This window comes from Bifidobacterium sp. ESL0784 (assembly GCF_029433295.1).
GTDB lineage: Bacteria > Actinomycetota > Actinomycetes > Actinomycetales > Bifidobacteriaceae > Bifidobacterium.
Genome location: NZ_JAQTHV010000003.1, coordinates 49,403 through 71,839, shown reverse-complemented (window position 1 = coordinate 71,839; position 22,437 = coordinate 49,403). Strand labels below are relative to the sequence as shown.

The following is a 22,437-nucleotide window of genomic DNA, read 5'->3' as shown; positions in this document are numbered from 1 at the left end:
CCCCGATTCCCGCTGGTTCCCTGTCTGCGGGCAATGATGGTGAATTGATGAAGCGTGGAGAAAACGCTGATGTCATGCCTGCCGTACCTGATAGCGAAAGTTCGCAGCATCGTGAACCGGCTCGAAAGATGTCCGGCCTTTCCGACCAGCCGGATCCCAACTTCATCGATGCTTCCAAGGTGAAACCCGTCGACAAGCACGGCAAAGACGGACGTCGTCGTATCGGCATTATGGGCGGCACCTTCGATCCTATCCACAACGGCCATTTGGTGGCCGCAAGCGAGGTGGCCTGGGTCTATGACCTTGATGAGGTGATTTTCGTGCCGACAGGTCGGCCGGCCTTCAAACTTGGCAAGAACGTCACCAACGCCGAAGACCGCTACCTGATGACCGTCATCGCCACGGCCTCGAACCCCAAATTCACCGTATCCCGAGTCGATATCGATCGTCCGGGCGTCACCTACACCATCGACACGTTGCGCGATATACGCGCGTTGAATCCCGATGCCGAGCTCTTCTTCATCACCGGTGCTGACGCCGTGGCCGAAATCCTCAAATGGAAAGAGGCGCGAAGCATGTTCGGCCTTGCGCATTTCGTTGCCGTCACGCGTCCCGGTTACACCAGCCCGGAACACATGCGCGTGCAGGTCGAGGTCGACACCTTGGAAATTCCTGCGCTGGCCATCTCCTCGACCGACGTGCGTCACCGTGTCTCGCTTGGCGAACCGGTCTGGTACCTCGTTCCCGACGGCGTGGTGCAATACATCGCCAAGCATGGTCTGTACATCCAAGCCTGACTTTTGTTCCGTTATGGTATTCTTGGTGCAAGTGACGAATCTCACTAATAAACCAATGGAGGTATGACGATGAAAAAGACCCAGCTTCGTATTGTTCAGGTATGTCTGTCAGTGATTATCCTTTTACAGGCAGTATTGGTAACTAACGGGGAATGGTTGCTGCGCTACGGATATGTAGGTTCGGTGTTTATGGCGCTGAATATAACCTGTGTCTTTGTCGTGCTTCACGAGTTCTTGTCGGTTTTCAACTATTCGGAAACCTCGCGTGATCGGGGTAAATCCGATGTGGACGAACCGAGTGTGTCTCCGTCGCGTTGAGAAGCTACTATGGCTGTGGTTCATACAGACGATAACGTTTGGAGATATGGTGAGCGCAATCCTAGAAGGAAAGCCCAGTAAGAATCTCATACTTGTCACCGGCAGGGCGCATCCCCAGCTGGCGGCGGACGTCGCCAACCAGCTTGGTATCGACGTTCTGAAGACCACGGCATACGATTTCGCGAACGGTGAGATGTATGTGCGCTACACCGAATCGGTGCGCGGCGCGGATGTTTTTGTATTGCAAAGTCACGCCGGCGACGTCAACAAGGCCATCATGGAACAGCTCATCATGATCGATGCGCTGAAGCGTGCCTCCGCCCGTTCCATCACCGCCGTTTGTCCGCTTCTGGGCTACTCTCGTCAGGACAAGAAGCATCTAGGCCGTGAGCCCATTTCCTGTCGTCTCGTCTTCGATTTGTTGCGCACGGCAGGTGCCGACCGCGTGATGAGCGTCGACCTGCACGCCGCGCAGTCTCAGGGCTTCTTCGACGGCCCGGTCGATCATCTGATCGCCATGCCCGTCCTTGTCGATTACATCCGAGATCGTTTTGAAGACAATCTCGAGAATGTCGCCGTGGTTTCCCCGGATGCCGGTCGTATCCGCGTGGCTGAGCAATGGGCTCAGCGCCTGGGCGGCGGTCCGCTCGCCTTCGTTCACAAAACCCGTGACATCAACCGTCCGAACCATGCCACCTCCAATCGTGTGGTCGGTGACGTGGTCGGCAAGGACTGCGTTCTGGTCGATGATCTGATCGACACCGGCGGCACCATAGTCGGCGCCTGTGATGTGTTGAAGCAAGCTGGTGCCAAGTCGGTCACCGTCGTCGCCACGCATGGTGTGCTTTCCGGCCCTGCGGTCGATCGTCTCAAGAATTGCGGTGCCCGTGAAGTCGTTCTGACCGACACCGTGCCGATCGATGAATCCAAGCGTTGGGACGGGCTTACGGTTCTTTCCATCGCTCCGTTGCTGGCCAGCGCCGTCAAGGCTGTTTTTGAGGACGGCTCGGTCGCCAAGCTCTTCGATACGTATCCCGAGCATCACGGGCAAGGGTTCCTCTTTGCCTGATATGGCCGGATGAAGCCTTTCAGGCTTCTTCGGTTGCTCCGGGTTGGATGCCTGCTATTGACCGACAAGCGTGTCGGGTTGTCAGAGGTGACCAGCATAATAGAAAATCGGTTCGGTCTTGAAGATCGACCTATTCCTCCATGGTGTAAAGGCAGCACACGGGTCTTTGGAACCCTTAGTCTTGGTTCGAATCCAGGTGGAGGAACTTAAAGTTCAAGTCGGCTGACGTTCCGTGTATCGGATGCCAGCCGATTTGCATATTTGAATGCGTGTTTCGCTTTCGAAGCACCGGAATTGGAGTAGACATGGCATTAAGTGCTGCAATCATTCTCGCGGCCGGTGAAGGTACGCGTATGTGTTCGTCCAAGCCCAAGGTGCTTCACGAGCTTGCCGGCAAGACGTTCCTCGAGCGTGTGATGAATTCGGTTTCCGCACTTGATCCAGCCACGCTCGCCGTCGTTGTGCGTTACCAGTCCGAGCGTGTGGCCGAAGCCGCACAAAGCTACAACGACCACGTCGAGATCGTTCAGCAGGACGATATTCCCGGCACCGGTCGCGCCGTACAATGTGCCATGAAACAGCTTGACTCCAATGGGCAGCTTACCGGTTCGGTGCTTATCGCGGCCAGTGATATGCCGCTGCTGGACACCGCAACTCTCGACGCACTGCTCGCCTTCCACAAGGCCAGCGGCAATGATGCCACCGTATTGACCGCCAACCTGGACGACCCGACCGGCTACGGCCGTATCATCCGAGACAGCGATGGCAGCGTGCTGCGCATCGTCGAACAGAAGGACGCCAACAGCAACGAACTGGCTGTCCACGAAATCAATACCTCTGTTTACGTCTTTGACGCGGCCGTGCTCGCCCGTGCGGTACAGGATTTGGATTCGAAGAACGCGCAAGGTGAGTTTTACCTCACCGACGCTTTGGAAAGCGCCCGGAAGGACGGCAAGGTCGGTGCCCTCGCCGCCTCCGATGCCCTGAGCGTCGAAGGGGTCAATGACCGCTTACAGCTGGCCGATCTTTCCCGCAAACACAACCTGCGTATCTGCGAGCGTTGGATGCGCGAAGGCGTTACGATTCTCGATCCGGAAACCACTTGGATAGAAGACGACGTCGAGCTGGCCCAGGATGTCACCGTATTGCCGGGTTGCTTCTTACAAGGTCATAGCACCGTTGCGGAAAACGCCGTTATCGGACCGTACACCACATTGATTGATGCGCAGGTCGAAGCTGGTGCCACCGTGGAACGCAGCCGCGTGCAGGAGTCGCATATCGGCCCCGATGCCAACATCGGCCCGTGGACCTATCTGCGCCCGGGCAACAGGCTGGAGGAAGGCACGAAGGCCGGCGCGTTCGTCGAAATGAAGAAGGCGCATATCGGCGTGGGCACCAAGGTGCCGCACTTGAGCTACATGGGCGACGCCGAGCTGGGGGAGCACACCAACATCGGCGGCGGCACTATTTCCGCCAACTATGACGGCGTACACAAGAACCGTACCCACATCGGCTCGAACGTCCATGTAGGCGCCGGCAATCTCTTCGTCGCGCCCGTCGAGGTCGGCGACAACGTCACCACCGGAGCGGGTTCGGTCATCCGTCACGCGGTACCTGACGATTCTATGGTTTATTCTGAAAACACACAACACGTAGTAGCGGGCTGGAAGCCCGAATGGGAGCGTTGATTTATGGCAGCATTGCAATCCACGATTGAGGCCCTGCGTCTGGCAGCAGCTGCGGCCGACCGGGTGAAGGCCACCGATGTCGTCGCCTTCGACGTCACCGGCCCCATCGCCATCACCGACGCCATGCTTGTTGCCACGGCCTCCAGTGAACGCCAGGTTTTGGCTGTGGCCGAGGAAGTCGAAAAGGAGCTCTACACCAAGGGTGGCAAGCTCGAACCGCGCAGCCGAGAAGGCCTCGACGAGGCTCGTTGGGTGCTGCTTGACTATGGTGATTTCGTCATCCACGTCATGCACGAGGAAGAGCGCCAATACTACGATCTCGAACGGCTTTGGCAGGATTGCCCGGCCATCGACCTCAGGCTTGCACAAACGCTCGAAGCCGATTCCGACGGTCGGCAGACGCTCACCGAGCATGCCTGAAAAAGAAAGGACGGCCGTTGAGCAATCCCGGCTTGCGTAGACCGTTCCATGCTTATCTCTAGGAGTCAGAAGATGGATTTCAGTACGCTATTCGATCCCAATGTCCATGTCCGTTCATTGACTTTGGTGCGCCACGGACGTACCTCATACAATGCTTCAGGCCGTATTCAAGGTGCCACCGACATTCCTCTTGACGAGGTCGGCGACTGGCAGGTCCATCAGACGGGATATGCCCTTAAAGAGCTCTATGTCGATGGCGAGCAGGATCAGCAACGGCATCGTCTCATTGTCGCTTCCGATCTCGGTCGTGCCATGGCCACAGCCCATGCATTCGCCGACCTGATCGGCGAGGAGATCCACCCGGACCCGCGCGTGCGCGAACGTGGCTACGGTAATTGGGAAGGCCAGGCGACCCGGGAAATCATGGAGAAGTATCCCGAGGATTTCGCTTCATGGCTCCACGGTGAGGGCGGCGAGCTCAAGCACAACGTCGAACCGGACAAACATGTCGGTCTTCGGGCAACCCAGGCCATAGCCGAATGGGCCGGCAAGGCCGAGCCGGATACCGATCTTTACGTCTTCTCTCACGGAGCCTGCATCGCCGACACAGTGAGAACCCTGCTCAACGCCGATAATGATGCCGACGCCAACTCGGCGGTCTTCTCGATGCGCAACGCACACTGGGTCAGGCTCATCCCTATCGCAATCGCAGGCAAGCCTTTGCGGTGGGCGCTTTCCGATTACAACCACGGGCCGGCTATCGCCGATACCCCTGAATGGGAGAACCCGAAGCTCTGATTGGTTTACCCTGATTTCGGCCGATATTGCCTCGTTTTCCAGGTTTTCAGTCCGCTTAGCCCAGTCATACAATACTTGGGTGTTTAGTCTTGCATATGGATTTTTAGGCTAGAATAATAAATGTATGGCAACGATATGTTTTCGTACTCCGACCGTCAAATAACCGCTATTCGGTGAGGGTCGGGCGGATTGAATCTCAAAAGCAAGGGGAAATCATTATGGGTATTTTCGACGACGCCAAGGATGCAGCCAAGCAGGCCGGCGACAAGCTCGGCAAAGTAGCTGCCGATGTCAAGGATAAAGCCACCGATATGGTAGACGACACCAAAAAGAAGGCCGATGACGTCAAAGACAAGTTCTCCGACAAAGCCGATGAGGCCAAGGCGAAGGGCGAAAGCGCAGTAGCCCAGGGCAAGGAGCAGGCCACCGAGGCCAAAAATGAGGTCAAGCAGCAGGTTCGCGACAACAAGTGAGAATGATGTTCCTGCTGAGGTGGATTGCTTCACGCTCGATCTGGTATTGAGCAGGGCGTCTGCACCAAGATAAAAGCCGTCGTCGTGTAAAAGCGTTTCGACGGCTTTTATCATGTTATATATACTTATTACATTATCAAAAATATTCCCTCTGTCGACTGGGAAGTGTGTGCTTCGTGACGGCAGGTCAACTAGCGCAATACAGTTAGACGTCTGGTGAATATGATTAAATCCTCTGCCCGATTCACTTTCTGCTGGTAAGGTTAAAGGTCGATAACGGCACGACAGCGGGCCTGGCACGAAACGAGGCATGAGATGAATGAAATGAGCCGTAGAATCTGGTGGCAGGTCTATCCTCTGGGCTTCTGCGGGGCCCCGGTACGCCCGCAATCCGATTCGGATCGTTTGAAAACGCCTAGGCTTGACCGCCTTGTCAATTGGCTGGATTACATGAAAGGTATGGGCTGCAATGGCCTCTTGCTGGGCCCGATTTTCGATTCTGGCACCCACGGTTACGATACCATCGATTTCTACAGGATCGACCCCAGGCTCGGTGACGACGAAGCTTTCGACCGTCTGGTCGACGCTTGCCATCGACGTGGCATCGCGTTGATGCTGGATGGTGTCTTCAACCATGTAGGCAGGGATTTCCCGGCGTTTCAAAGTGAGTATAAACGAGCGGAAGATGAGCTGAAGGCCGGCAAACCCATCAGACATGACAACGAGGACATGTTCAGCTTCTCCCTGGCCGAAGACGGAACGCTTGATTACGCCAAATTCGAGGGTCATGCGATTCTTCCGGCCTTCAACCACGATGCGCCTCGCGTTGCCGATCTGGTGGGCGACGTGATGACCTATTGGATGCGTCGTGGCGTGGACGCCTGGCGTCTTGACGCGGCCATGACGGTGCCGGCGGCGTTCTGGGCGAAGGTCCTGCCTCGGGTGCGTCGTGAAATCCCTGATGCGTGGTTCATAGGCGAAGCCATCCATGGCGATTATCCCCGGTTTGTGTGTGATTCCGGCATCGACACAGTCACTCAGTACGAGCTGTGGAAGGCAATCTGGAGCAGCCTCAAGGACGGCAATTTCTTCGAGCTTGATTGGTGCCTGAAACGTCATGACATGTTCCTTGAAACCTTTACGCCCCAGACGTTCATCGGCAACCATGACGTCACCAGGATCGCCAGCCAGATCCAGGACGAGGAAAAGCTCGCCTTGGCGGCGGTCATTCTTTTCACGGTCGGCGGCACACCCTCGGTCTATTACGGCGACGAACGGGCAATGTTGGGAGACAAAACCGATGGTATCGGCGGTGATGACATCGTCCGTCCCGAATACCCGGAAACACCGGAAAACCTAGCGAGCGATGGTGAATGGATGTATCGGCTCACCGGCCAATTGGCAGCAATCAGAAGTGCGCGGCCGTGGATGATCGATGCCACCACAGAGCCGACCTTGCTTGAAAACCGGCATTACGCCTATGATGTCAAGGCTCGCGACGGCAGTGCCAAACTGCATGTCGATATGAATCTCGACGAGACTCCGCACGCCGATATCTATGAAGAGGGCAGCGACAAGGCATTGCTGCATATCGAGCACCATGCATCGTAATACAATAATTCCCATCCATGATTGTCGAAATCAGGATGGGAATTATTGGATTCAATTAAAATTGGATATATTTCCAGCCGAATTGAATTATATTACTTAGTGAACGGCTCCGAGGCCTTGTTGAGTGCCTCGATCTCGGCATCGGTTAGCATCAGCGTGCTGGAAGCGAGCAGGTCGGGCAGCTGTTCCGGTATGCGGGCCGAGACGATCGGAGCGGCGACTTGTGGGCGATGGCGCAGCCAGGCAAGCGAGACGGTGGCGATGGCGACGGTGTGGGCCTTCGCGACCTTATCGAGCGCATCGATCAGCGCAAAACCATCCAGGGTGAGATAATCGGCGACCATGCCCTGGCGTGCCTTGCCTTCGGCGTCTGCGGCAGAACGGTATTTGCCGGTCAGGAAGCCGGCGGCCAGCGCAAAGTAGGGGAATACCGAAAGCTGTTCGCGCTTGGCGACAGGAGCCAGGTTCTTCTCGTAGTTTCCACGGGAGACGAGGTTGTATTGCGGTTCGAGGGCGACTGGTAAGGTATAGCCGTTCTCGCGCGCGATCTTGAACCATTCTTCGATGCGGTCGGCCGAATAGTTGGAGATGCCGATGGCGCGGACCTTGCCGGACTTGACCAGCTTGTCGAAGGCTTCGACGGTCTCTTCCAACGGCGTATCCTCATGATCGAAATGTGCGTAGTAGAGGTCGATATAATCGGTTCCCAAACGCAGCAACGATTCGTCGGCGGCCGCGGCGATATTCTTGGCCGAGAGTCCTTGATATTGCGGGTGTTCGCTCACCTTGGTGGCGATGACCATATTGTCGCGGTTCTTGTGCGTGGCGAGCCAGCGGCCGAGCACGATTTCCGATTCACCTCCGGAATGGCCTGGGACCCAGGCAGAATAGACATCAGCGGTGTCCACAAAATTGCCGCCTGCCTCAACGTACTTGTCGAGCACGGCGTCGCTGGTCTTGTCGTCACTGGTCCAGCCGAAGGTGTTGCCTCCCAGTACCAGCGGAAAGACCTTGAGGTCGCTTTGTCCTATATTGATGCGATTTGCTGCCATAGCTGTTGATTCCTTTCGTTATGTGAAGACTCGTTACAGGTTGATAACCCCTCCGCTTCCATTGTCTCGCGAAGGAACGGGAACGGTACCTGTTTTCGGCTTGCTGAGAAGAGGATGCGCCGAGAGCTGATAAACGCTCTCTTCTTCAAGTCGGAAATTTCAGAAGAGACTCAGTGGGGCGACTTTTTCGAGCGGCTGAACGCACTGCGGTCCGTCTTCGTCTTGTTTTGGCTCGGCTGTTTCGTAATAATCAAGATTTTTGGATATAGACAGGCCCTCGTTATGGATATCAGAAATGATTGCGGAGCCGTCCACGTTGCGATCGAGCCATTGCTCGGTCATATCCTGCGGAACAAGCAACGGCATGCGGTCATGGATTTTTGCCGCGTCTCCAGTTGCGGCGCAAGTCATGACAGTAGCCGTCAACAGCCACGGGGAGCCTGCGTTTGCCTGCCACCATGAGTATAGACCGGCCATGGCAAGCGTCTCGTTATCAGACGAATGAAAATAAAACGGCCGCTTTCCTTTGAACTCGAAATAACCGGCAGCGGGAATGATGGCCCGGCACGAGCACATCGAATCCTTGAATGTCGGCCTCGACGCCGCGGATTCCATGCGAGCGTTGTAGGTGGGGTAATCAAGCCGCGGGCTTTTGCTCCAGGACGGGATCAGTGACCAATAGCCGCCACGCAGATGTCGTTCTCCTCTGCTGTCAGTTGCAATGACGGCGATTTCTTGTTTTGGTTCAACGCGAAAAGTGCGGGCGGGCAGTGTCGAGGTCTCGATATCCTCGCCATCCACCTCAAATTCGCTGCCTATGGCGTTCCAATCAAGATCCAATGAAAACCTACGGCACATTTTCGCCCCTTTAGCGCATATACGACCTATCAAGCATACAAAACGAGGGCCTCCGGTTGTGGAGACCCTCAAAAATAGATAACTCGAAATCACTGTCTTTCAGTTATCCCAGCAGGCAATCAGTCCTTGCTGATCGTTTTGCCGGCGTTGGCGCCAGCGGAAAGATCCTGGATCTCGGTGATCTCGAGCACCGGGATGGTGGCGGGCTTCTTAGTGCCGTTCTTCTCGGCGACCTTGACCTGCTCGTCGTAGATCGCGTCATCGGAGTGCAGGGTCACGTTGCCGCGGAAGCGGTAGCCCTTCTTGCTCTCGAGATTGGCGAAGCAGATGACCAGCGGACTGCCGTCCTCGAGGTTCTTATAGTGCTGGCCGGCGGTGCGCTCGTGATAGGCGAGGTGATTGTCGTCGAGCACGAACATCGACATCTTCGGGCCGAGGTCGAGCTGGCCTTCCTTGCTCACGGTGGCGATCCAGGCGAGGTTGTTGTTGATGAATTCCTTCATTTCCGGGGTAAGAGTAGCCATGATGCTGTCCTTTCGTTCGAACTGCTGTCCATACGTTTCCATCTTAGGTCCTCAGCACCTCTTTCACTGGCGAAATTGTGTGACGTTGCTCACCGCGAAAATTTCGGTCTTGCGAATATCCGGTCAACGAATAATGCATTGCGGAAAGATTTTTCGGTTCGGCCAAGCCCCATGAAGTCTGGTTGCAGAAAAGCAAAATGTAACCAACGCGTGAAATGTTTGAGTCTCCTTGATTTCATTGTATTTCTAGGCGTGTCGTAGGTAGTTTATGACCTAATTTAGATATCAACATATTTGATGGCAATGTCTGTCAACACGGCTTGGCTGATGTGTGATGCATGTGCCGGATACGAAGAGAAACGTAGCCGTCTCGTGCTTATAAGCTTTGGCTGCTGACAGAAGTTGCGGAGAGTGCCTGGCGCGCTTAAGCGATACGCGCGAGAACATGCCAGGAACACAAGAGGGAGAGAGACATGGCCCATTCGTTTGCCGCCTATCTTTCGTCGAAAGGTACTGGCCGGCGTGGCTTCCAGGGTATGCGTAGCCGTCTTTCCCGTAACTTCCCACCCAATCTTGCTAGGATCATGCTGCTGTGTTGTGCCGCGCTTTGGGGAGGCAGCTATCTGGTCGCCAAGGTCGCGATGTCGGCGATCACACCGCAATGGCTGATGGCCATGCGTACCGGCGGCGCGTGCCTCATCATGTTCCTGCTTTTCCGCAAAACCATTCTTCGGGCGCTCAACAAGTCGATCCTCATCCCCGCGCTTGTCATCGGTGTCACCTATTGGGGCACGATGGTCCTGCAGACCAAAGGCCTTTTGACCATCGACCCAGGTCGAAGCGCGTTCCTCACCGCTTCCTACTGTGTCCTCACCCCGTTCGCGGCTTGGTTCGCGACGAAAAACAGACCTCATAATATCAACATCATCGCCGGGGTGATCTGCCTGATCGGTGTCGGTTTCGTCTCGCTGAAACCGGGCGGTCTCTCGCTTTCCCTCTCCTCGGGGGATTGGCTTACCATCGGTTGCGCCGTCGTCTTTTCGTTCAACCTGACCTATCTCGGCGTCTATTCCAAAAAATTCAACGCCATCGCCGTCACCTTCGTCCAGTTCGCCGTGGCCTTCGTGCTGTTTCTGGTCGGTGCGCTGCTTACCGAGCCCCTGCCGAATGCTTCATGGGTGGAACCGAAAATCATTGTGAGTTTTCTTTACCTGTTCATCGGGGCCACTACTTTGGCTCAATTGATGCAAAACATCGGCTTGGCTCATGTTTCCGCTTCTTCTGCATCCGTCGTCATGTGCACCGAAAGCCTGTTCTCCGAACTGTTTTCCATACTCTTCTGGGGATCGATGTTGACCCTTTCGACCTTAGTCGGTTTCGCGTTGATTTTTATTGCGGTGCTTATGTCGATTGTGCATCGTCGGGTGATCGTCAATCTTTTCCGTCGCGTGGAAGACTGGGTGTCTGACTGGCGCAAGAAGTAAAGTTTTTGTCAGTTGTGAAGACCGGAAAGGGCCACGAAACCACATCGGTTTTTTCTCTTTGCCATAGGTAATGCGACATCCCATATGACTTCGTATAAGTGAAATTCTTTTACAATTCGACACTTTCGTTCGTTGTTGCCAAAGCTGCGTTATTGTTAGCCACTTACCTGTAAGCGTTCGGCAAGGTTTTGCTCGGTTTTCAGTTTTTTCCAATTTTGTTCGTTAGTCTTATATGTCATGAAGAATTTTTTCAAGGGGATTTCGGTCTCGCAGATCATAGCCGGTGCGCTAGCTGCAGTCACTTCGTTCCTGTTGTCGGCGAAAATCGGCATTGCCGGTTCCTTGATCGGTGTGGCGGTGGGTTCCATCGTTTCCGCAGTGGCCTCGCAGATTTATCAGAATGTGTTAAATGAATCCGGTAAGAGACTACAGGAAAATTTGCCTCAAGATGATGACACAGCGCAGCAAGACGCGGTCGGTGCCGGTTCTGATGACGAAACGAGGGTGATAGGTTCTGATGCGCGGCATCACGGACAGCTGACGACTCCGGTCACAGTACAAAGCGTCCACGGCACGCCGGTACTGCGTATGGACGGGACTTCGCCCAGATTGGCGGCTTTGGCCCGCACGGAGAAAATAGAACCTGGATCGGAGCAGAAAGACGCAACCAAGACTTTGGTCGGCGGTAGTGCCCAGGGCGACAAGGGCACTTCCGGCAAAGGCAAGAACGAGAGCGATAAGACCGCTGTCGAAAACGGCAAAAATACAGTCAAAAGCGATGCCACCCAAGTTTTGACACCCTCGGCTTCGGGCGAGACGACGGTGATGCCGCCAGTCGGCCAAAAGCAACGGGGGAAGACGACAACCGGGACCAGCAAAAAGCTCAAGGGCGGACCGGGCCAGAGCGATGGCCATATTCGCGTGTTCGATTCGTCGAAACAGAAGCGCTACAAGCGTCTGGCCATCGTCGTCGCTGTCGTCAGCGCTTTGGTCGCGGTGGGCATCACCGCAGGCGTGATTTCGCTGGTCACCAAGGGAGAGGGCACCGATCATGTGGTGCGCAATATCGTCACCAATTCGACGATCAAGAATCCGAAACAGCAGCAAGAAGATTCCGGAAAGACATCGACCGATGGCAGCGGGAAAACCGACAGGAACACTCAGGGCAACAACACCACGACCAATCAGAACAACTCCGGCTCAACTTCCGATTCCGGTACACAGAGCGGTTCTACCTCCAACGGAACGGGAACCAGCAGCAATTCCGGAAATTCAAGCAGCAGCAATAATTCCGGCAACACCACTTCAGGTTCTACCGGCGGCAGTACGGGTTCGGATTCGAATGGTTCCGGCAGCGGTTCTACAGACTCGTCGAACAGCGGCACCAACACCGGCGGCGGTTCGACGGATTCAGGCTCCACAAACGGATCGACTTCCGGAGGCACTGGTACGGGCGGCAACGAATCCGGCTCGACTTCCGGCTCCCAGTCCGGAAACGGTGGGACCGGAACGACTCCCGGCACCACGAAGTGAATATGATGAAGTGAAACGGGCATAACCGGGTTGCAAGCAAGAGTGATGCTACCAACCCGGTTTCCTCGCTCATCTTGCGCTTTGAGGTATTTCGTTGCTTCGATTATTGAGTTCCCGGTTTGTATCGGGCTTGATAAATAAGGCGAAAATCGTGGTCTTACTCCAATTTTCATTGCTCTCGACAGTCCTCAACGACACGCCGGTTTGGTCATTGGTAGAGTTTGTTGTAAAGTATCTAAGGCTTCGCAAGGAGCTATAATTAAATCAGGACCGGGGCTATGGCGCAGCTGGTAGCGCATCTCCATGGCATGGAGGGGGTCGGGAGTTCGAATCTCCCTAGCTCCACGGTTAAGGCTTTCAAGGATTTCCTTGGAAGCCTTTTTGTTTCTAAATTTCTTTTGATATCCATTCCCGTTGTTCCGCAACCTGCACGCCAAAGAGACGCCTCTGCGTTAGGCTGGAAAAAGATGAACATTCATCCCAAAGGAGTTGCAATATGAGCGAGGAAGCATTATCCTCTGAATCTGCAGGCGCTAAAGGCGCGTCAACCGCGAAATCGACGGAGCCCGAACTCCGACCGACCGGTGAGCACACGACGGGTCACACCATGCAGCTCAACGGCGAAACGCTGCATTATCAGGCGACGGTCGGCACTATCACCATCGACACCAAGGAGGTGAAGCCTGCAGCCAGCAACTTCTACACGGCTTTCGAACTGACCGACGAAACCGGCAAAACCGACACCACACGTCCGGTCACGTTCATCTTCAATGGCGGCCCCGGGTCGTCTTCGACGTTCCTGATGATGGGGTCACTGGGCCCCAAACGCATCGACATTCCAGACGCCGCGCCGGTTCCGGCAGCCCCGTACGGCCTCAAGGACAACCCCTACACGATGCTGCCGTTTTCCGACATCGTTTTCATCGACGCCCCGGGCTCCGGATTCTCGCAGATCGCCGAAAAGGCAAGGAAAGAACTGTTCTCCGTCGACGGCGATGTCAAAGGCTTCAGCGCGTTCATCCGTGCCTATCTGACCCGCTTCCATCGCTGGAACTCGCCGAAATATGTGCTCGGGGAGTCGTACGGCACCACGCGCGGCGCAGCATTGGCATACAGGCTGCAGCAGGACGGTGTGGCGCTCAATGGTCTGATTCTGATTTCCAACATCCTTGACTATGCGTTCACCTTCGACACTGCAGACCAGTTTTACGTTGGCTATTTCCCGACCTTCGCCACAGTGGCGCACTACCATGGCAAAGCCGGCAAGAATGTCGACATCGAAACACATCTCAACCAGGCGCGCGAATTCGCCAATGGAGCGCTGCGTGCGGCTCTGGCGCAAGGCGACGCCATCGACGAGACCACGAAGCGCGATGTCGCCAAACGTTATGCAGAGTTGACCGGGCTAAACGAGCAATATGTCTACGATTCCGACCTTCGTGTGCTCGACATGCGTTTCCGCAAGGAACTGCTTCGCCATAATAGCGGCGAGGACACCGGCATGATCGTCGGCCGCTATGACGGGCGCAGCAAGGGTTATGACCTCGACCGCACGGCACAGGAGGAGACCTTCGTCGTCGATGACAGCTTCCTCGATCCCGCTTATTCCAGCATCGCCAACACCTACTTGCGTGACGAACTTGGCTGGGATGGCACCGAGGAGCGCCGCGGTTTCGCCGATTTCGATTGGGAATCCACTGAGCCCGGCAAAGGCTGGACTTGGTGGCACACGCTGCCAGAGGGCACCAAGACGTCGTGGGGAGCGCATATTCCGTTCCCGACGGTCACACCGGACCTCGCTGCGGCAATCGTCCACGAACCTACGCTGAAGGTCATGATCGGCAACGGTATTTATGACCTGTGCACGCCGTTCAACCAGACCGAATACGACATCGACCATATGGCGCTGCCGAAACCGTTGCGTGGCAATGTGGCATTCACATACTATCCTGCTGGTCACATGCTCTATACCGCACCAGCCAGCATCGAAAAGTTCGCCCGCGATCTCTCACGCTTCTATGCCAGCGATGTAAGCGGACTTGCCGATATCAACGAACGCAAGGTCTGAAGGGCGCGGGTCAGGTTTTCGGTCGTCCTTGCGTTGTCTGGATACAATGCAAGGACGACCGGGATAAACGCAGAAAACATGCGAATGAGACATAGGGGAGAACAATGATGACCGATTGGTGGCAGACGGCGTTATTGTACGGGCCTGCCGTATTGTTCGGCCTATTGCTGGTCTTCTCCGTCATCCAAGAGCCGCGCCGCTTCCGCAACGCGATATGGCTTGCCTTGTTCGTGCTGTGCCTTTCAAGTGCGCTGATGCTCGATTTCTGGCGGGATTGGGCGTTCGTCCCGATTGTGCTGGTGACCGTGTTCACGCCGATTATCGTTGTCGGTTTTTTGCTGATTAATACCGTGATCGTCGTCCGTCATGAGGGATTTTCGCTTTCCACCATTTTGCCCGCGTTGTTTGCGTTCCTAATGATGGTGTGTGTGGCCGTTTATCCGCTGACCTTTTATTTCAATGCGCCTCGCTGGGGCAAAGGTATCGGCTTGCTGATTGCGCTAGAAGGCCTTTGGTTCTTCTTCACGTTCGCTGCATTGTTGCTCTATTCCACCATTTACCGAATGCTGCCGAGACACAGAAAATACGATTACATCATCATTCTCGGGGCTGGGCTGCAAGGTACCAAGCCCACTCCGCTCTTGCGCGGGCGCATCGACAAAGCCGTTGATTTATGGAATAGGCAGCATAGACACGGCCTGTTCATCGTTTCAGGTGGTCAGGGGGCAGACGAACAAATCAGCGAAGCCGAAGCGATGAAGCGATACCTGGTAGAGGAACGGGGAGTGCCGGGAGACAGAATCATCAAAGAAGACCGATCGACCACCACCTTGGAGAATTTGCGAAATTCCAAAGTGATTATGGATGAACGTTGTGGCTTGAGCGATGCGATTACGTCACAAACGCAGGCTTCGGCCGGTGATTCTGTAGTTTCTGGAAATGATGAAAATAATCAGGGCGTATTGCTTCCTTCTTCCTTGCTTTCTGAAGGCAAGCCAGGACGCGTCAAACGGATGAAGAATCGTATGGCGTGCCCCTATCGTGTTGCTGTGGTCACCAGTGATTACCATGTGTTCCGCGCCAGCGAATACGCGCGCGAGATGGGACTCAAATCCGATGGCATCGGCAGCCATACCAAAAGCTATTACTGGCCGACGGCTTTCATTCGCGAGTTCATTGCCATCAGTAAGTCCCATTTCTGGCCGTATGTGGCCATCGCCGCGTTGTGGGTGATAGGAATGGTTCTCGCACGATAATGCATTGCAAAACAACGTGTCTCGGCGTTTTCCATTGACAACGTTCAAACACACCAATAACTCCTCAGCAAACCGACCGCCGGCGTTCCTTTCATCGGCGGGGTGCGGCACAATGAAAACAGTGAAATGGCACACGTCTGTGTGTCGGACGATGGGGGCTACCCGGAAACGGAGTGAATATGATTGACGAAGTCATTTTGTTGCGGCATGGAAGGACGTCCTACAACGTCGTCCACCGCCTGCAAGGCCAGATCGATGTCCCGCTTGACATCATCGGCCAGTGGCAGGTGGACCAGACCGGCCTGGACCTTGCCAAACGCTACTACTGGGCGAAGGTCAGCAATGTCGCAGGCAATCCCGATCTCTTGGCGCAGCCGGGTCCCCAGGCGGCCAAACAAAGCGATATCAGCGAATACCAGAAGGTGCCTGCGGGCAAACGCAAGATGAAAGTGGTTTCCAGCGACCTCTTCCGTGCCTCCCAGACTGCGCACGCTTTCGCTGACATTCTTGGGTTGCCTGTCACACTTGACAAGCGTCTGCGCGAACGCAGTTTCGGGCAGTGGGAAGGCAAGACCCGTCCGGAAATCAGGGCGATAGACTCAGAGGCATATCGCTCCTGGCGTGCCCATCAAGGCGGCGAGGGCAAGTACGGCGTCGAATCGCGTACGCAGGTCGGTGCCAGAGGCGCGAAGGCCGTGCTGGAACTGCTCGATGAAAACGCGAAGGATGACGCCCCGACCACGCTGATGCTCGTCAGCCACGGATCGTTCATCGCCGCCACGATCGAGACATTGCTCGGGATGGACCCTGAAATCGATGAACTCGGCAACATCCCTAATGCCTACTGGTCCACGCTCAAACCCACTCTTCGCGACGACGGAAGCTATGGCTGGACGCTTGCGGAATTCAACTGCGGCCCGGCGATATCCACGGTTGCCGATTGGTCTAACGGTCCTCAGGAACTGCGATATCCGGGGATGGAATTGATGCAACCTCTGCCCGTCATCGATACGGTCTGAAGGTAACTACCAAGTATCGGCTCGCGTGTCGCGTAACGCTATCCGTAAAGTATTGCCAAAAAGTTCCACCTCAAGGGTTATCCTTGAATTTTGGGTTAACAGCAGGAATCCGGAATTTTGTTTTGTATTTTCCTTATAAAGACAGACGTTTCGGTGGCCAGGACGCCCGGCATGCAAGCCGGTGTCTCCTGCACAATCCGTACAGCGAATGGCGCGAAAGGCGGGTGGCAGACATGTTGAGGATGTTCAATACGATCAACGGACAGGTCGAACAGATAAACAAGCTGGAAAACGGCTCCTGGATCTGTCTGTCGAACCCGACAGACGTCGAGCTTGCCACCGTTTCCTCCCAGACCGGCGTGGATCTGGCCGACTTGCGTGCCCCGTTGGATGACGAGGAACGCTCCCGCGTCGATTCCGAAGACGACTACACCATGATCATCGTCGACATCCCCACCGTCGAGCAGCGTGACGGACGCGACCACTATGAAACGATTCCTCTGGCCATCATCGTCGCCTCGCACACCATCATCACCGTCTGCATGCAGGACACGCCGGTGCTCCATCCCTTCATGGAAGGCACCATCCGCGGGTTCAACACATACATGAAGACACGATTTGTATTGCAAATTCTTTATCGCAACGCCACCATGTATCTGCGTTACCTGCGCATCATCGACCGCAGCTCCGATAACCTTGAATTGAAGCTCCAACACTCCATGCAGAACCGCGAAATCCTGCAGTTGCTGGAACTTTCCAAGACCTTGGTCTATTTCACCACCAGCCTCAAATCCAACGAGATCGTGATGGAAAAGCTTCGGGTCACCGAAAAGCTTAACTCATTGACCCACATTAAGCAGTATCCGGAGGATGAGGATTTGCTTGACGACGTGATTACCGAAAACAAGCAGGCCATCGAGATGGCGAACATCTACAGTGGGGTCCTTGCGAACATGACCGACGCCTCCGCCTCGATCGTCTCCAACAACCTCAACAACGTGATGAGGATCTTCACCATCATCTCCATCGTTCTGTCGATTCCGACGCTGATCTTCTCGATGTACGGCATGAACTTCCAGGACGGCATGTTCGGTATGCCGTTCACCAACTCGCACTGGGGCTTCTTCATCGTCGTGGCCATCTCCATGGTCATCACTGGACTTGTGGCGTGGTGGCTGACACGGTCCAAGCTCTTCAAGTAGGATTTTGCATGCGGTTGACAAGGCTGGAAATGACGTTATCGTCAGGCAAAAGAAACGTTCGCAGGCATCTGAAATCCATACTTGCAATGATGTGTGGTATCGGTCTGCTGGGCTCGGTTTCCGCTTGCGGGCCGGTTGGGACCCCGCCTTCCGCCAACGTTCCCGAAGGGCCGACCATAACGATTGCAGTGTCGAACGACGAACCTGGCCTTGGACTCGACCATGAAGGCGAATATTCAGGCTTCGATATCGAGGTTGCCCATTATGTGGCGCAAAAACTGGGATATGCCCATAAGCAGATTGTCTTCAAACCGGCGAACGTCGCATCCGCCGTGGACGCTTTGGAGCAATCCAAAGCCGATATGCTCGTCTCTGCATTACCGGCTGTCACGACTTCGGGCACTGGACGGCAATTCGGGACTTCCAAGCCTTATCTCATCGACCCGCTGGGACTGTTGGTGCCGACACGTCTGGAGCATGATTTTACTGATATATCGTCATTGCAGAATCAGAACGTGTGTACCGTCAAGGGGACGGCCGACGGAGGCAAGATTATCTCGGCCATTCCTACCGTAAAAATCCAGCAACGTGACACCTACCCACAATGCCTTACTGCGTTGCTTGTGGGGGAGGCGAACGCAGTAGCGGCTGATGCGGGAATTCTGCACGGGCTTGCTTCCAGCGTCGTCGAGCATGATGTCACCGTTCTGGGCGACGGGTATTCGTCATCGTCTTCGCAGCTTGCCAAAACGATTGCGCAGGTTTCCAAGGTCCGACATGCCGTCATGATACGTCCGTCCAACGGCGAGCTCACCCGCAAGGTCAACACGATTCTGACCGACATGGTCAAAGACGGCACATGGCAGAAGGCCGCCAATACCATGCATAAGGACATCGGATACAGTCCGGAAGCGGATCTCAACGCTGCAATGATGCGTCGCTGATTTGGGTTGGGTTGTTATCCTCTGAACATGCGATGAAAATCAGCTTTTAAGAGGCATTATCCTGATTTTGCTCGCACTCTCCATTGGTGGCCCCGGAAATCAGCATCTTCGGCTAGCGTCTGTTTTTTGACGGATACATGACCAACCTATGGGAATCGATTGGCCTGTGTCCAGTTGAGCCACGATAATCCTATTTATGAGCGACAATGAGCAGGGCGCGGATTCGAGCGCCAATATTACTAGTGTTCCGGCATACCGATACAACGCCAAGATGGCGCAGGATATCGAGGAAAAATGGCAGAAAACGTGGGACGAGAAGGGTACCTTCTGGGCTGCGAACGTCAAAGGTGATCTGACCGACGGCAAGGGACGCCACGCTGACGGACGCACTCCCTACTTCGCGATGGACATGTTCCCCTATCCTTCTGGCAAGGGCCTGCACGTAGGCCATCCGCTCGGCTACCTGGCCACCGACGTGGTCAGCCGTTACCATCGCATGAAGGGCGAGAACGTACTGCACGCCATGGGCTACGACGCTTTCGGCCTTCCCGCCGAGCAGTATGCCGTGCAGACCGGTCAGCACCCACGTGTCACCACCGAGGCCAACATCGCCAACATGCGCCGTCAATTGCACCGCATGGGCCTGAGCTTCGACAACCGCCGTACGTTCGCCACCATTGACCCCGGCTACATGCGCTGGACGCAGTGGATCTTCTCGCGTATCTACGACGCCTGGTACGACCCTGATTTTGTGCGTCCCGACGGCGGCAAGGGTTCCGCACGTCATATCGACACACTCATCGACCAGTTCAAGCACGGCAAGCGCGCGATTTCAGGCTTTGAGGATTCCGGCAAATCGTGGGATCAACTGACTGAAGCCGAGCAGGCCGACGTGCTGAACGACTTCCGTCTGGCCTATATCTCCAAGTCGCCGGTCAACTGGTGCCCGGGACTCGGCACGGTGCTCGCAAACGAGGAGGTCACTGCCGAAGGTAAGTCCGAACGCGGCAACTTCCCGGTCTTCCAGCGTGAGCTGCGCCAGTGGTCCATGCGCATCACCGCATATGGTCACCGCCTGATCGAGGATCTTGACATCATCGACTGGCCGCAGAAGGTCAAGCTCATGCAGCGCAACTGGATCGGCGAATCACACGGTGCTTCTGTGCATTTCAAGGTTGCCACTCCTAACGGAGAGCGGGATATGGAGGTCTACACGACCCGACCTGACACGCTGTTCGGCACCACTTTTGCCGTGGTCTCGCCTGAGCATGACCTGTTGGCCGATGCTCCTGCCGCTTGGCCGGAGAATACTCCTGAAAGTTGGAAAGGCGGCTATGCCACGCCTGTCGAAGGCATCAAGGCCTATCGTCTCGCGGCAGAATCCAAGACCGCGCAGGACCGCGTTGATGAGGGTGGCGAAAAGACCGGCCTCTTCACCGGCCTCTACGCCACCAATCCTATCACCGGTGACAAGCTGCCGCTCTTTACCGCAGACTACGTTTTGATGGACTATGGAACTGGTGCCATCATGGCCGTGCCTGGCGGCGACCAGCGCGATTACGACTTCGCCACGAAGTTCGGTCTGCCGGTCATCTACACCGTCAAGCCCCTGCCTGATTCCGGCGAGGATCTGGCCGATTACGAAGGCAAGGCGCCGTTCGTCTCGCACGACGGCATCGTCATCAATTCCTCGACCGAGCACACCGAGGCCAAGGGCGACGCGTTGGATTTGAATGGCCTGCGTGTCAACGAGGCCATCGAAAAGGTCAACAAGTGGCTCGAATCGGCCGGCGTGGGCAAGGGCACCGTCAGCTACCGCCTGCGCGACTGGCTCTTCTCACGTCAGCGCTACTGGGGCGAACCGTTCCCGATCGTCTACGGCGAGGACGGGGTGCCGCATCTGCTGCCGGACTCCATGCTGCCGATCAATCTGCCTGACGTGCCGGATTACAGCCCCAAGACCTTCGACCCCGAGGACGCCGAAAGCAACCCCGAGGCACCGCTGAGCCGCAACCCCGACTGGGTCAATGTCACACTCGACCTGGGCGATGGACCCAAGACCTACTACCGCGACACCAACACCATGCCCAATTGGGCCGGTTCCTGCTGGTATTACATGCGTTACCTCGATCCGAACGATACCCAGCACATGGTCGATCCCGAGGAATACGAATACTGGATGGGTCCGAACCACAACAAGGAATCGGGCAAGACCGGCGGCGTCGACCTCTACGTCGGCGGCGTCGAGCATGCGGTGTTGCACCTGCTCTACTCGCGTTTCTGGCACAAGATTCTCTTCGATCTGGGCTATGTCGATACGCCGGAACCGTTCTACAAGCTCTTTAACCAGGGCATGATCCAGGCCTTTGCTTATACCGACGACCGCGGTCAGTATGTACCCGCCGCCGAGGTGGAGGAAGGGCCGGCTGACAAGTCCGGCGAGCCGACGTTCACCTGGCACGGCCAGCATGCGAACCGTGAGTTCGGCAAGATGGGCAAGAGCCTCAAGAACATCATCACCCCTGACGATATGTATGCGCGCTACGGCGCCGATACGTTCCGCCTCTACGAGATGAGCATGGGCCCGCTCGACGAGTCCCGTCCGTGGAATGACCGCAACGTCGTGGGTGGCATGCGCTTCCTGCAGCGTCTTTGGCGTAACGTTGTTGACGAGAACACCGGCGAGATCACCGTTTCAGACGACGCACCTGATGCGAAGACGTTGAAGCTCTTGAACAACACCATCGCAGCGGTCACCGAGGAAATGGAGCACATGCGCCCCAACACCTCCATCGCCAAGCTCATCGTGCTCAACAACCATCTGACCGGCTTGAAGGCCGTGCCGCGCGCCGCTGTGGAACCGCTGATTCTCATGCTCTCGCCGATCGCCCCGCATATCTGCGAAGAACTCTGGTCCAAGCTCGGCCACACCGATTCTCTGGCGCACGAGCCGTGGCCGAAGGCCGACGAGCGTTACCTCGGAGAGGAGTCCGTCACCGCCGTGGTACAGGTCAAGGGCAAAGTTCGTGCCAAGCTCGAGGTCAGCCCCTCGATCGATCCCGACGAGCTGAAGGACATGGCTCTGAAAGCCGTCGCCGACCGCCTTGGTGGCCAGGAACCGCGCAAGGTCATCGTCAAGGCGCCGAAGATCGTCTCCATCGTTCCTGCGGAGTAAAGATAATCAACTATTCATCAGCGATGGTTTGGAGCGAAATCGAATGAACGCTTGACGGTTTCAACAAGCAAAAGGACATCGGATAATGCTCCGGTGTCCTTTTGTTTTCAGCAGATTGAGGATTGCTGACAGCATGTTACGAAATGTG

General features: G+C 55.7%; 19 protein-coding genes and 2 tRNA genes. 18 read left to right on the top strand and 3 right to left on the bottom strand.

Annotated features, from left to right (window positions below; translation table 11 throughout):
• Nucleotides 1-74: 74 nt before the first annotated feature.
• The 9 genes from nadD (at nucleotide 75) to PT279_RS04850 (ending at nucleotide 7,174) form a co-directional block, all read left to right on the top strand.
• Nucleotides 75-797, top strand: coding sequence for a nicotinate-nucleotide adenylyltransferase (gene nadD, locus PT279_RS04890; protein ID WP_277166594.1), 723 nt, complete (start codon nucleotides 75-77; stop codon nucleotides 795-797).
• A 63-nt stretch (nucleotides 798-860) separates the two neighbouring features.
• The gene (locus PT279_RS04885) at nucleotides 861-1,115 is read left to right on the top strand and encodes a hypothetical protein (RefSeq protein WP_277166083.1); all 255 of its coding nucleotides are present in this window, start codon (nucleotides 861-863) and stop codon (nucleotides 1,113-1,115) included.
• A gap of 46 nt (nucleotides 1,116-1,161) precedes the next feature.
• On the top strand, nucleotides 1,162-2,184 hold the full coding sequence (locus PT279_RS04880) for a ribose-phosphate diphosphokinase (RefSeq protein ID WP_277166081.1): 1,023 nt from the start codon (nucleotides 1,162-1,164) through the stop codon (nucleotides 2,182-2,184).
• A gap of 134 nt (nucleotides 2,185-2,318) precedes the next feature.
• A tRNA-Gln gene (locus PT279_RS04875) sits at nucleotides 2,319-2,389 on the top strand.
• A gap of 100 nt (nucleotides 2,390-2,489) precedes the next feature.
• Entirely contained in the window at nucleotides 2,490-3,872 is a 1,383-nt protein-coding gene (glmU, locus tag PT279_RS04870; protein ID WP_277166079.1) for a bifunctional UDP-N-acetylglucosamine diphosphorylase/glucosamine-1-phosphate N-acetyltransferase GlmU, read from the top strand.
• Nucleotides 3,873-3,875: 3 nt separating this feature from the next.
• Nucleotides 3,876-4,292, top strand: coding sequence for a ribosome silencing factor (rsfS, locus tag PT279_RS04865; protein WP_277166077.1), 417 nt, complete (start codon nucleotides 3,876-3,878; stop codon nucleotides 4,290-4,292).
• Between the two features lie 72 nt (nucleotides 4,293-4,364).
• A complete protein-coding gene (locus PT279_RS04860; RefSeq protein WP_277166075.1) occupies nucleotides 4,365-5,090 on the top strand; it encodes a histidine phosphatase family protein in 726 nt (241 codons plus the stop codon).
• 218 nt (nucleotides 5,091-5,308) lie between these two features.
• Entirely contained in the window at nucleotides 5,309-5,563 is a 255-nt protein-coding gene (locus PT279_RS04855) for a hypothetical protein (protein ID WP_277166073.1), read from the top strand.
• 315 nt (nucleotides 5,564-5,878) lie between these two features.
• Nucleotides 5,879-7,174, top strand: coding sequence for an alpha-amylase family protein (locus PT279_RS04850; RefSeq protein WP_277166071.1), 1,296 nt, complete (start codon nucleotides 5,879-5,881; stop codon nucleotides 7,172-7,174).
• Nucleotides 7,175-7,266: 92 nt separating this feature from the next.
• On the opposite strand, the gene PT279_RS04845 is transcribed toward PT279_RS04850, so the two are convergent.
• The 3 genes from PT279_RS04845 to PT279_RS04835 all read right to left on the bottom strand — a co-directional run bounded on the left by PT279_RS04845 (nucleotide 7,267) and on the right by PT279_RS04835 (nucleotide 9,608).
• Nucleotides 7,267-8,226 carry an aldo/keto reductase gene (locus PT279_RS04845; RefSeq protein ID WP_277166069.1) on the bottom strand — a complete coding sequence of 320 codons (960 nt, stop codon included), beginning with the start codon at nucleotides 8,224-8,226 and terminating at the stop codon, nucleotides 7,267-7,269.
• Nucleotides 8,227-8,385: 159 nt separating this feature from the next.
• Entirely contained in the window at nucleotides 8,386-9,084 is a 699-nt protein-coding gene (locus PT279_RS04840) for an SOS response-associated peptidase (RefSeq protein WP_277166067.1), read from the bottom strand.
• 119 nt (nucleotides 9,085-9,203) lie between these two features.
• A complete protein-coding gene (locus tag PT279_RS04835; RefSeq protein WP_277157597.1) occupies nucleotides 9,204-9,608 on the bottom strand; it encodes a pyridoxamine 5'-phosphate oxidase family protein in 405 nt (134 codons plus the stop codon).
• A 536-nt stretch (nucleotides 9,609-10,144) separates the two neighbouring features.
• Between PT279_RS04835 and PT279_RS04830 the strand changes: the two genes are divergently transcribed.
• The 9 genes from PT279_RS04830 (at nucleotide 10,145) to leuS (ending at nucleotide 22,289) form a co-directional block, all read left to right on the top strand.
• Nucleotides 10,145-11,092: a DMT family transporter gene (locus PT279_RS04830; RefSeq protein ID WP_348519373.1), complete on the top strand. Its 948-nt coding sequence runs from the start codon at nucleotides 10,145-10,147 to the stop codon at nucleotides 11,090-11,092.
• A gap of 237 nt (nucleotides 11,093-11,329) precedes the next feature.
• A complete protein-coding gene (locus tag PT279_RS04825; protein WP_277166063.1) occupies nucleotides 11,330-12,625 on the top strand; it encodes a hypothetical protein in 1,296 nt (431 codons plus the stop codon).
• Nucleotides 12,626-12,897: 272 nt separating this feature from the next.
• A tRNA-Ala gene (locus PT279_RS04820) sits at nucleotides 12,898-12,970 on the top strand.
• A gap of 151 nt (nucleotides 12,971-13,121) precedes the next feature.
• Entirely contained in the window at nucleotides 13,122-14,693 is a 1,572-nt protein-coding gene (locus tag PT279_RS04815; RefSeq protein WP_277166061.1) for a carboxypeptidase, read from the top strand.
• Between the two features lie 104 nt (nucleotides 14,694-14,797).
• Nucleotides 14,798-15,949 (top strand): YdcF family protein, encoded by a 1,152-nt coding sequence (locus PT279_RS04810; protein WP_277166059.1) that lies wholly within the window; start codon nucleotides 14,798-14,800, stop codon nucleotides 15,947-15,949.
• A gap of 179 nt (nucleotides 15,950-16,128) precedes the next feature.
• Nucleotides 16,129-16,968, top strand: a complete 840-nt coding sequence (locus PT279_RS04805; protein WP_277166057.1) for a histidine phosphatase family protein — start codon at nucleotides 16,129-16,131, stop codon at nucleotides 16,966-16,968.
• 233 nt (nucleotides 16,969-17,201) lie between these two features.
• Nucleotides 17,202-18,170: a magnesium transporter CorA family protein gene (locus PT279_RS04800; RefSeq protein WP_277166055.1), complete on the top strand. Its 969-nt coding sequence runs from the start codon at nucleotides 17,202-17,204 to the stop codon at nucleotides 18,168-18,170.
• Between the two features lie 29 nt (nucleotides 18,171-18,199).
• A complete protein-coding gene (locus PT279_RS04795; protein ID WP_277166053.1) occupies nucleotides 18,200-19,114 on the top strand; it encodes a transporter substrate-binding domain-containing protein in 915 nt (304 codons plus the stop codon).
• 196 nt (nucleotides 19,115-19,310) lie between these two features.
• Nucleotides 19,311-22,289 (top strand): leucine--tRNA ligase, encoded by a 2,979-nt coding sequence (gene leuS / locus PT279_RS04790; RefSeq protein WP_277166051.1) that lies wholly within the window; start codon nucleotides 19,311-19,313, stop codon nucleotides 22,287-22,289.
• Nucleotides 22,290-22,437 lie beyond the last annotated feature (148 nt).

Excerpts from the sequence above, each read along its gene's own strand:
- nadD (WP_277166594.1), top strand. The coding sequence starts at position 75 with ATGCCTGCCGTACCTGATAGCGAAAGTTCGCAGCATCGTGAACCGGCT.
- PT279_RS04880 (WP_277166081.1), top strand. The coding sequence starts at position 1,162 with ATGGTGAGCGCAATCCTAGAAGGAAAGCCCAGTAAGAATCTCATACTT.
- PT279_RS04810 (WP_277166059.1), top strand. The coding sequence starts at position 14,798 with ATGATGACCGATTGGTGGCAGACGGCGTTATTGTACGGGCCTGCCGTA.
- PT279_RS04885 (WP_277166083.1), top strand. The coding sequence starts at position 861 with ATGACGATGAAAAAGACCCAGCTTCGTATTGTTCAGGTATGTCTGTCA.
- rsfS (WP_277166077.1), top strand. The coding sequence starts at position 3,876 with ATGGCAGCATTGCAATCCACGATTGAGGCCCTGCGTCTGGCAGCAGCT.
- PT279_RS04850 (WP_277166071.1), top strand. The coding sequence starts at position 5,879 with ATGAATGAAATGAGCCGTAGAATCTGGTGGCAGGTCTATCCTCTGGGC.
- PT279_RS04815 (WP_277166061.1), top strand. The coding sequence starts at position 13,122 with ATGAGCGAGGAAGCATTATCCTCTGAATCTGCAGGCGCTAAAGGCGCG.
- PT279_RS04860 (WP_277166075.1), top strand. The coding sequence starts at position 4,365 with ATGGATTTCAGTACGCTATTCGATCCCAATGTCCATGTCCGTTCATTG.
- PT279_RS04825 (WP_277166063.1), top strand. The coding sequence starts at position 11,330 with ATGAAGAATTTTTTCAAGGGGATTTCGGTCTCGCAGATCATAGCCGGT.
- PT279_RS04795 (WP_277166053.1), top strand. The coding sequence starts at position 18,200 with ATGACGTTATCGTCAGGCAAAAGAAACGTTCGCAGGCATCTGAAATCC.
- PT279_RS04845 (WP_277166069.1), bottom strand. The coding sequence starts at position 8,226 with ATGGCAGCAAATCGCATCAATATAGGACAAAGCGACCTCAAGGTCTTT.
- PT279_RS04800 (WP_277166055.1), top strand. The coding sequence starts at position 17,202 with ATGTTGAGGATGTTCAATACGATCAACGGACAGGTCGAACAGATAAAC.
- glmU (WP_277166079.1), top strand. The coding sequence starts at position 2,490 with ATGGCATTAAGTGCTGCAATCATTCTCGCGGCCGGTGAAGGTACGCGT.
- leuS (WP_277166051.1), top strand. The coding sequence starts at position 19,311 with ATGAGCGACAATGAGCAGGGCGCGGATTCGAGCGCCAATATTACTAGT.
- PT279_RS04840 (WP_277166067.1), bottom strand. The coding sequence starts at position 9,084 with ATGTGCCGTAGGTTTTCATTGGATCTTGATTGGAACGCCATAGGCAGC.
- PT279_RS04835 (WP_277157597.1), bottom strand. The coding sequence starts at position 9,608 with ATGGCTACTCTTACCCCGGAAATGAAGGAATTCATCAACAACAACCTC.
- PT279_RS04830 (WP_348519373.1), top strand. The coding sequence starts at position 10,145 with ATGCGTAGCCGTCTTTCCCGTAACTTCCCACCCAATCTTGCTAGGATC.
- PT279_RS04805 (WP_277166057.1), top strand. The coding sequence starts at position 16,129 with ATGATTGACGAAGTCATTTTGTTGCGGCATGGAAGGACGTCCTACAAC.
- PT279_RS04855 (WP_277166073.1), top strand. The coding sequence starts at position 5,309 with ATGGGTATTTTCGACGACGCCAAGGATGCAGCCAAGCAGGCCGGCGAC.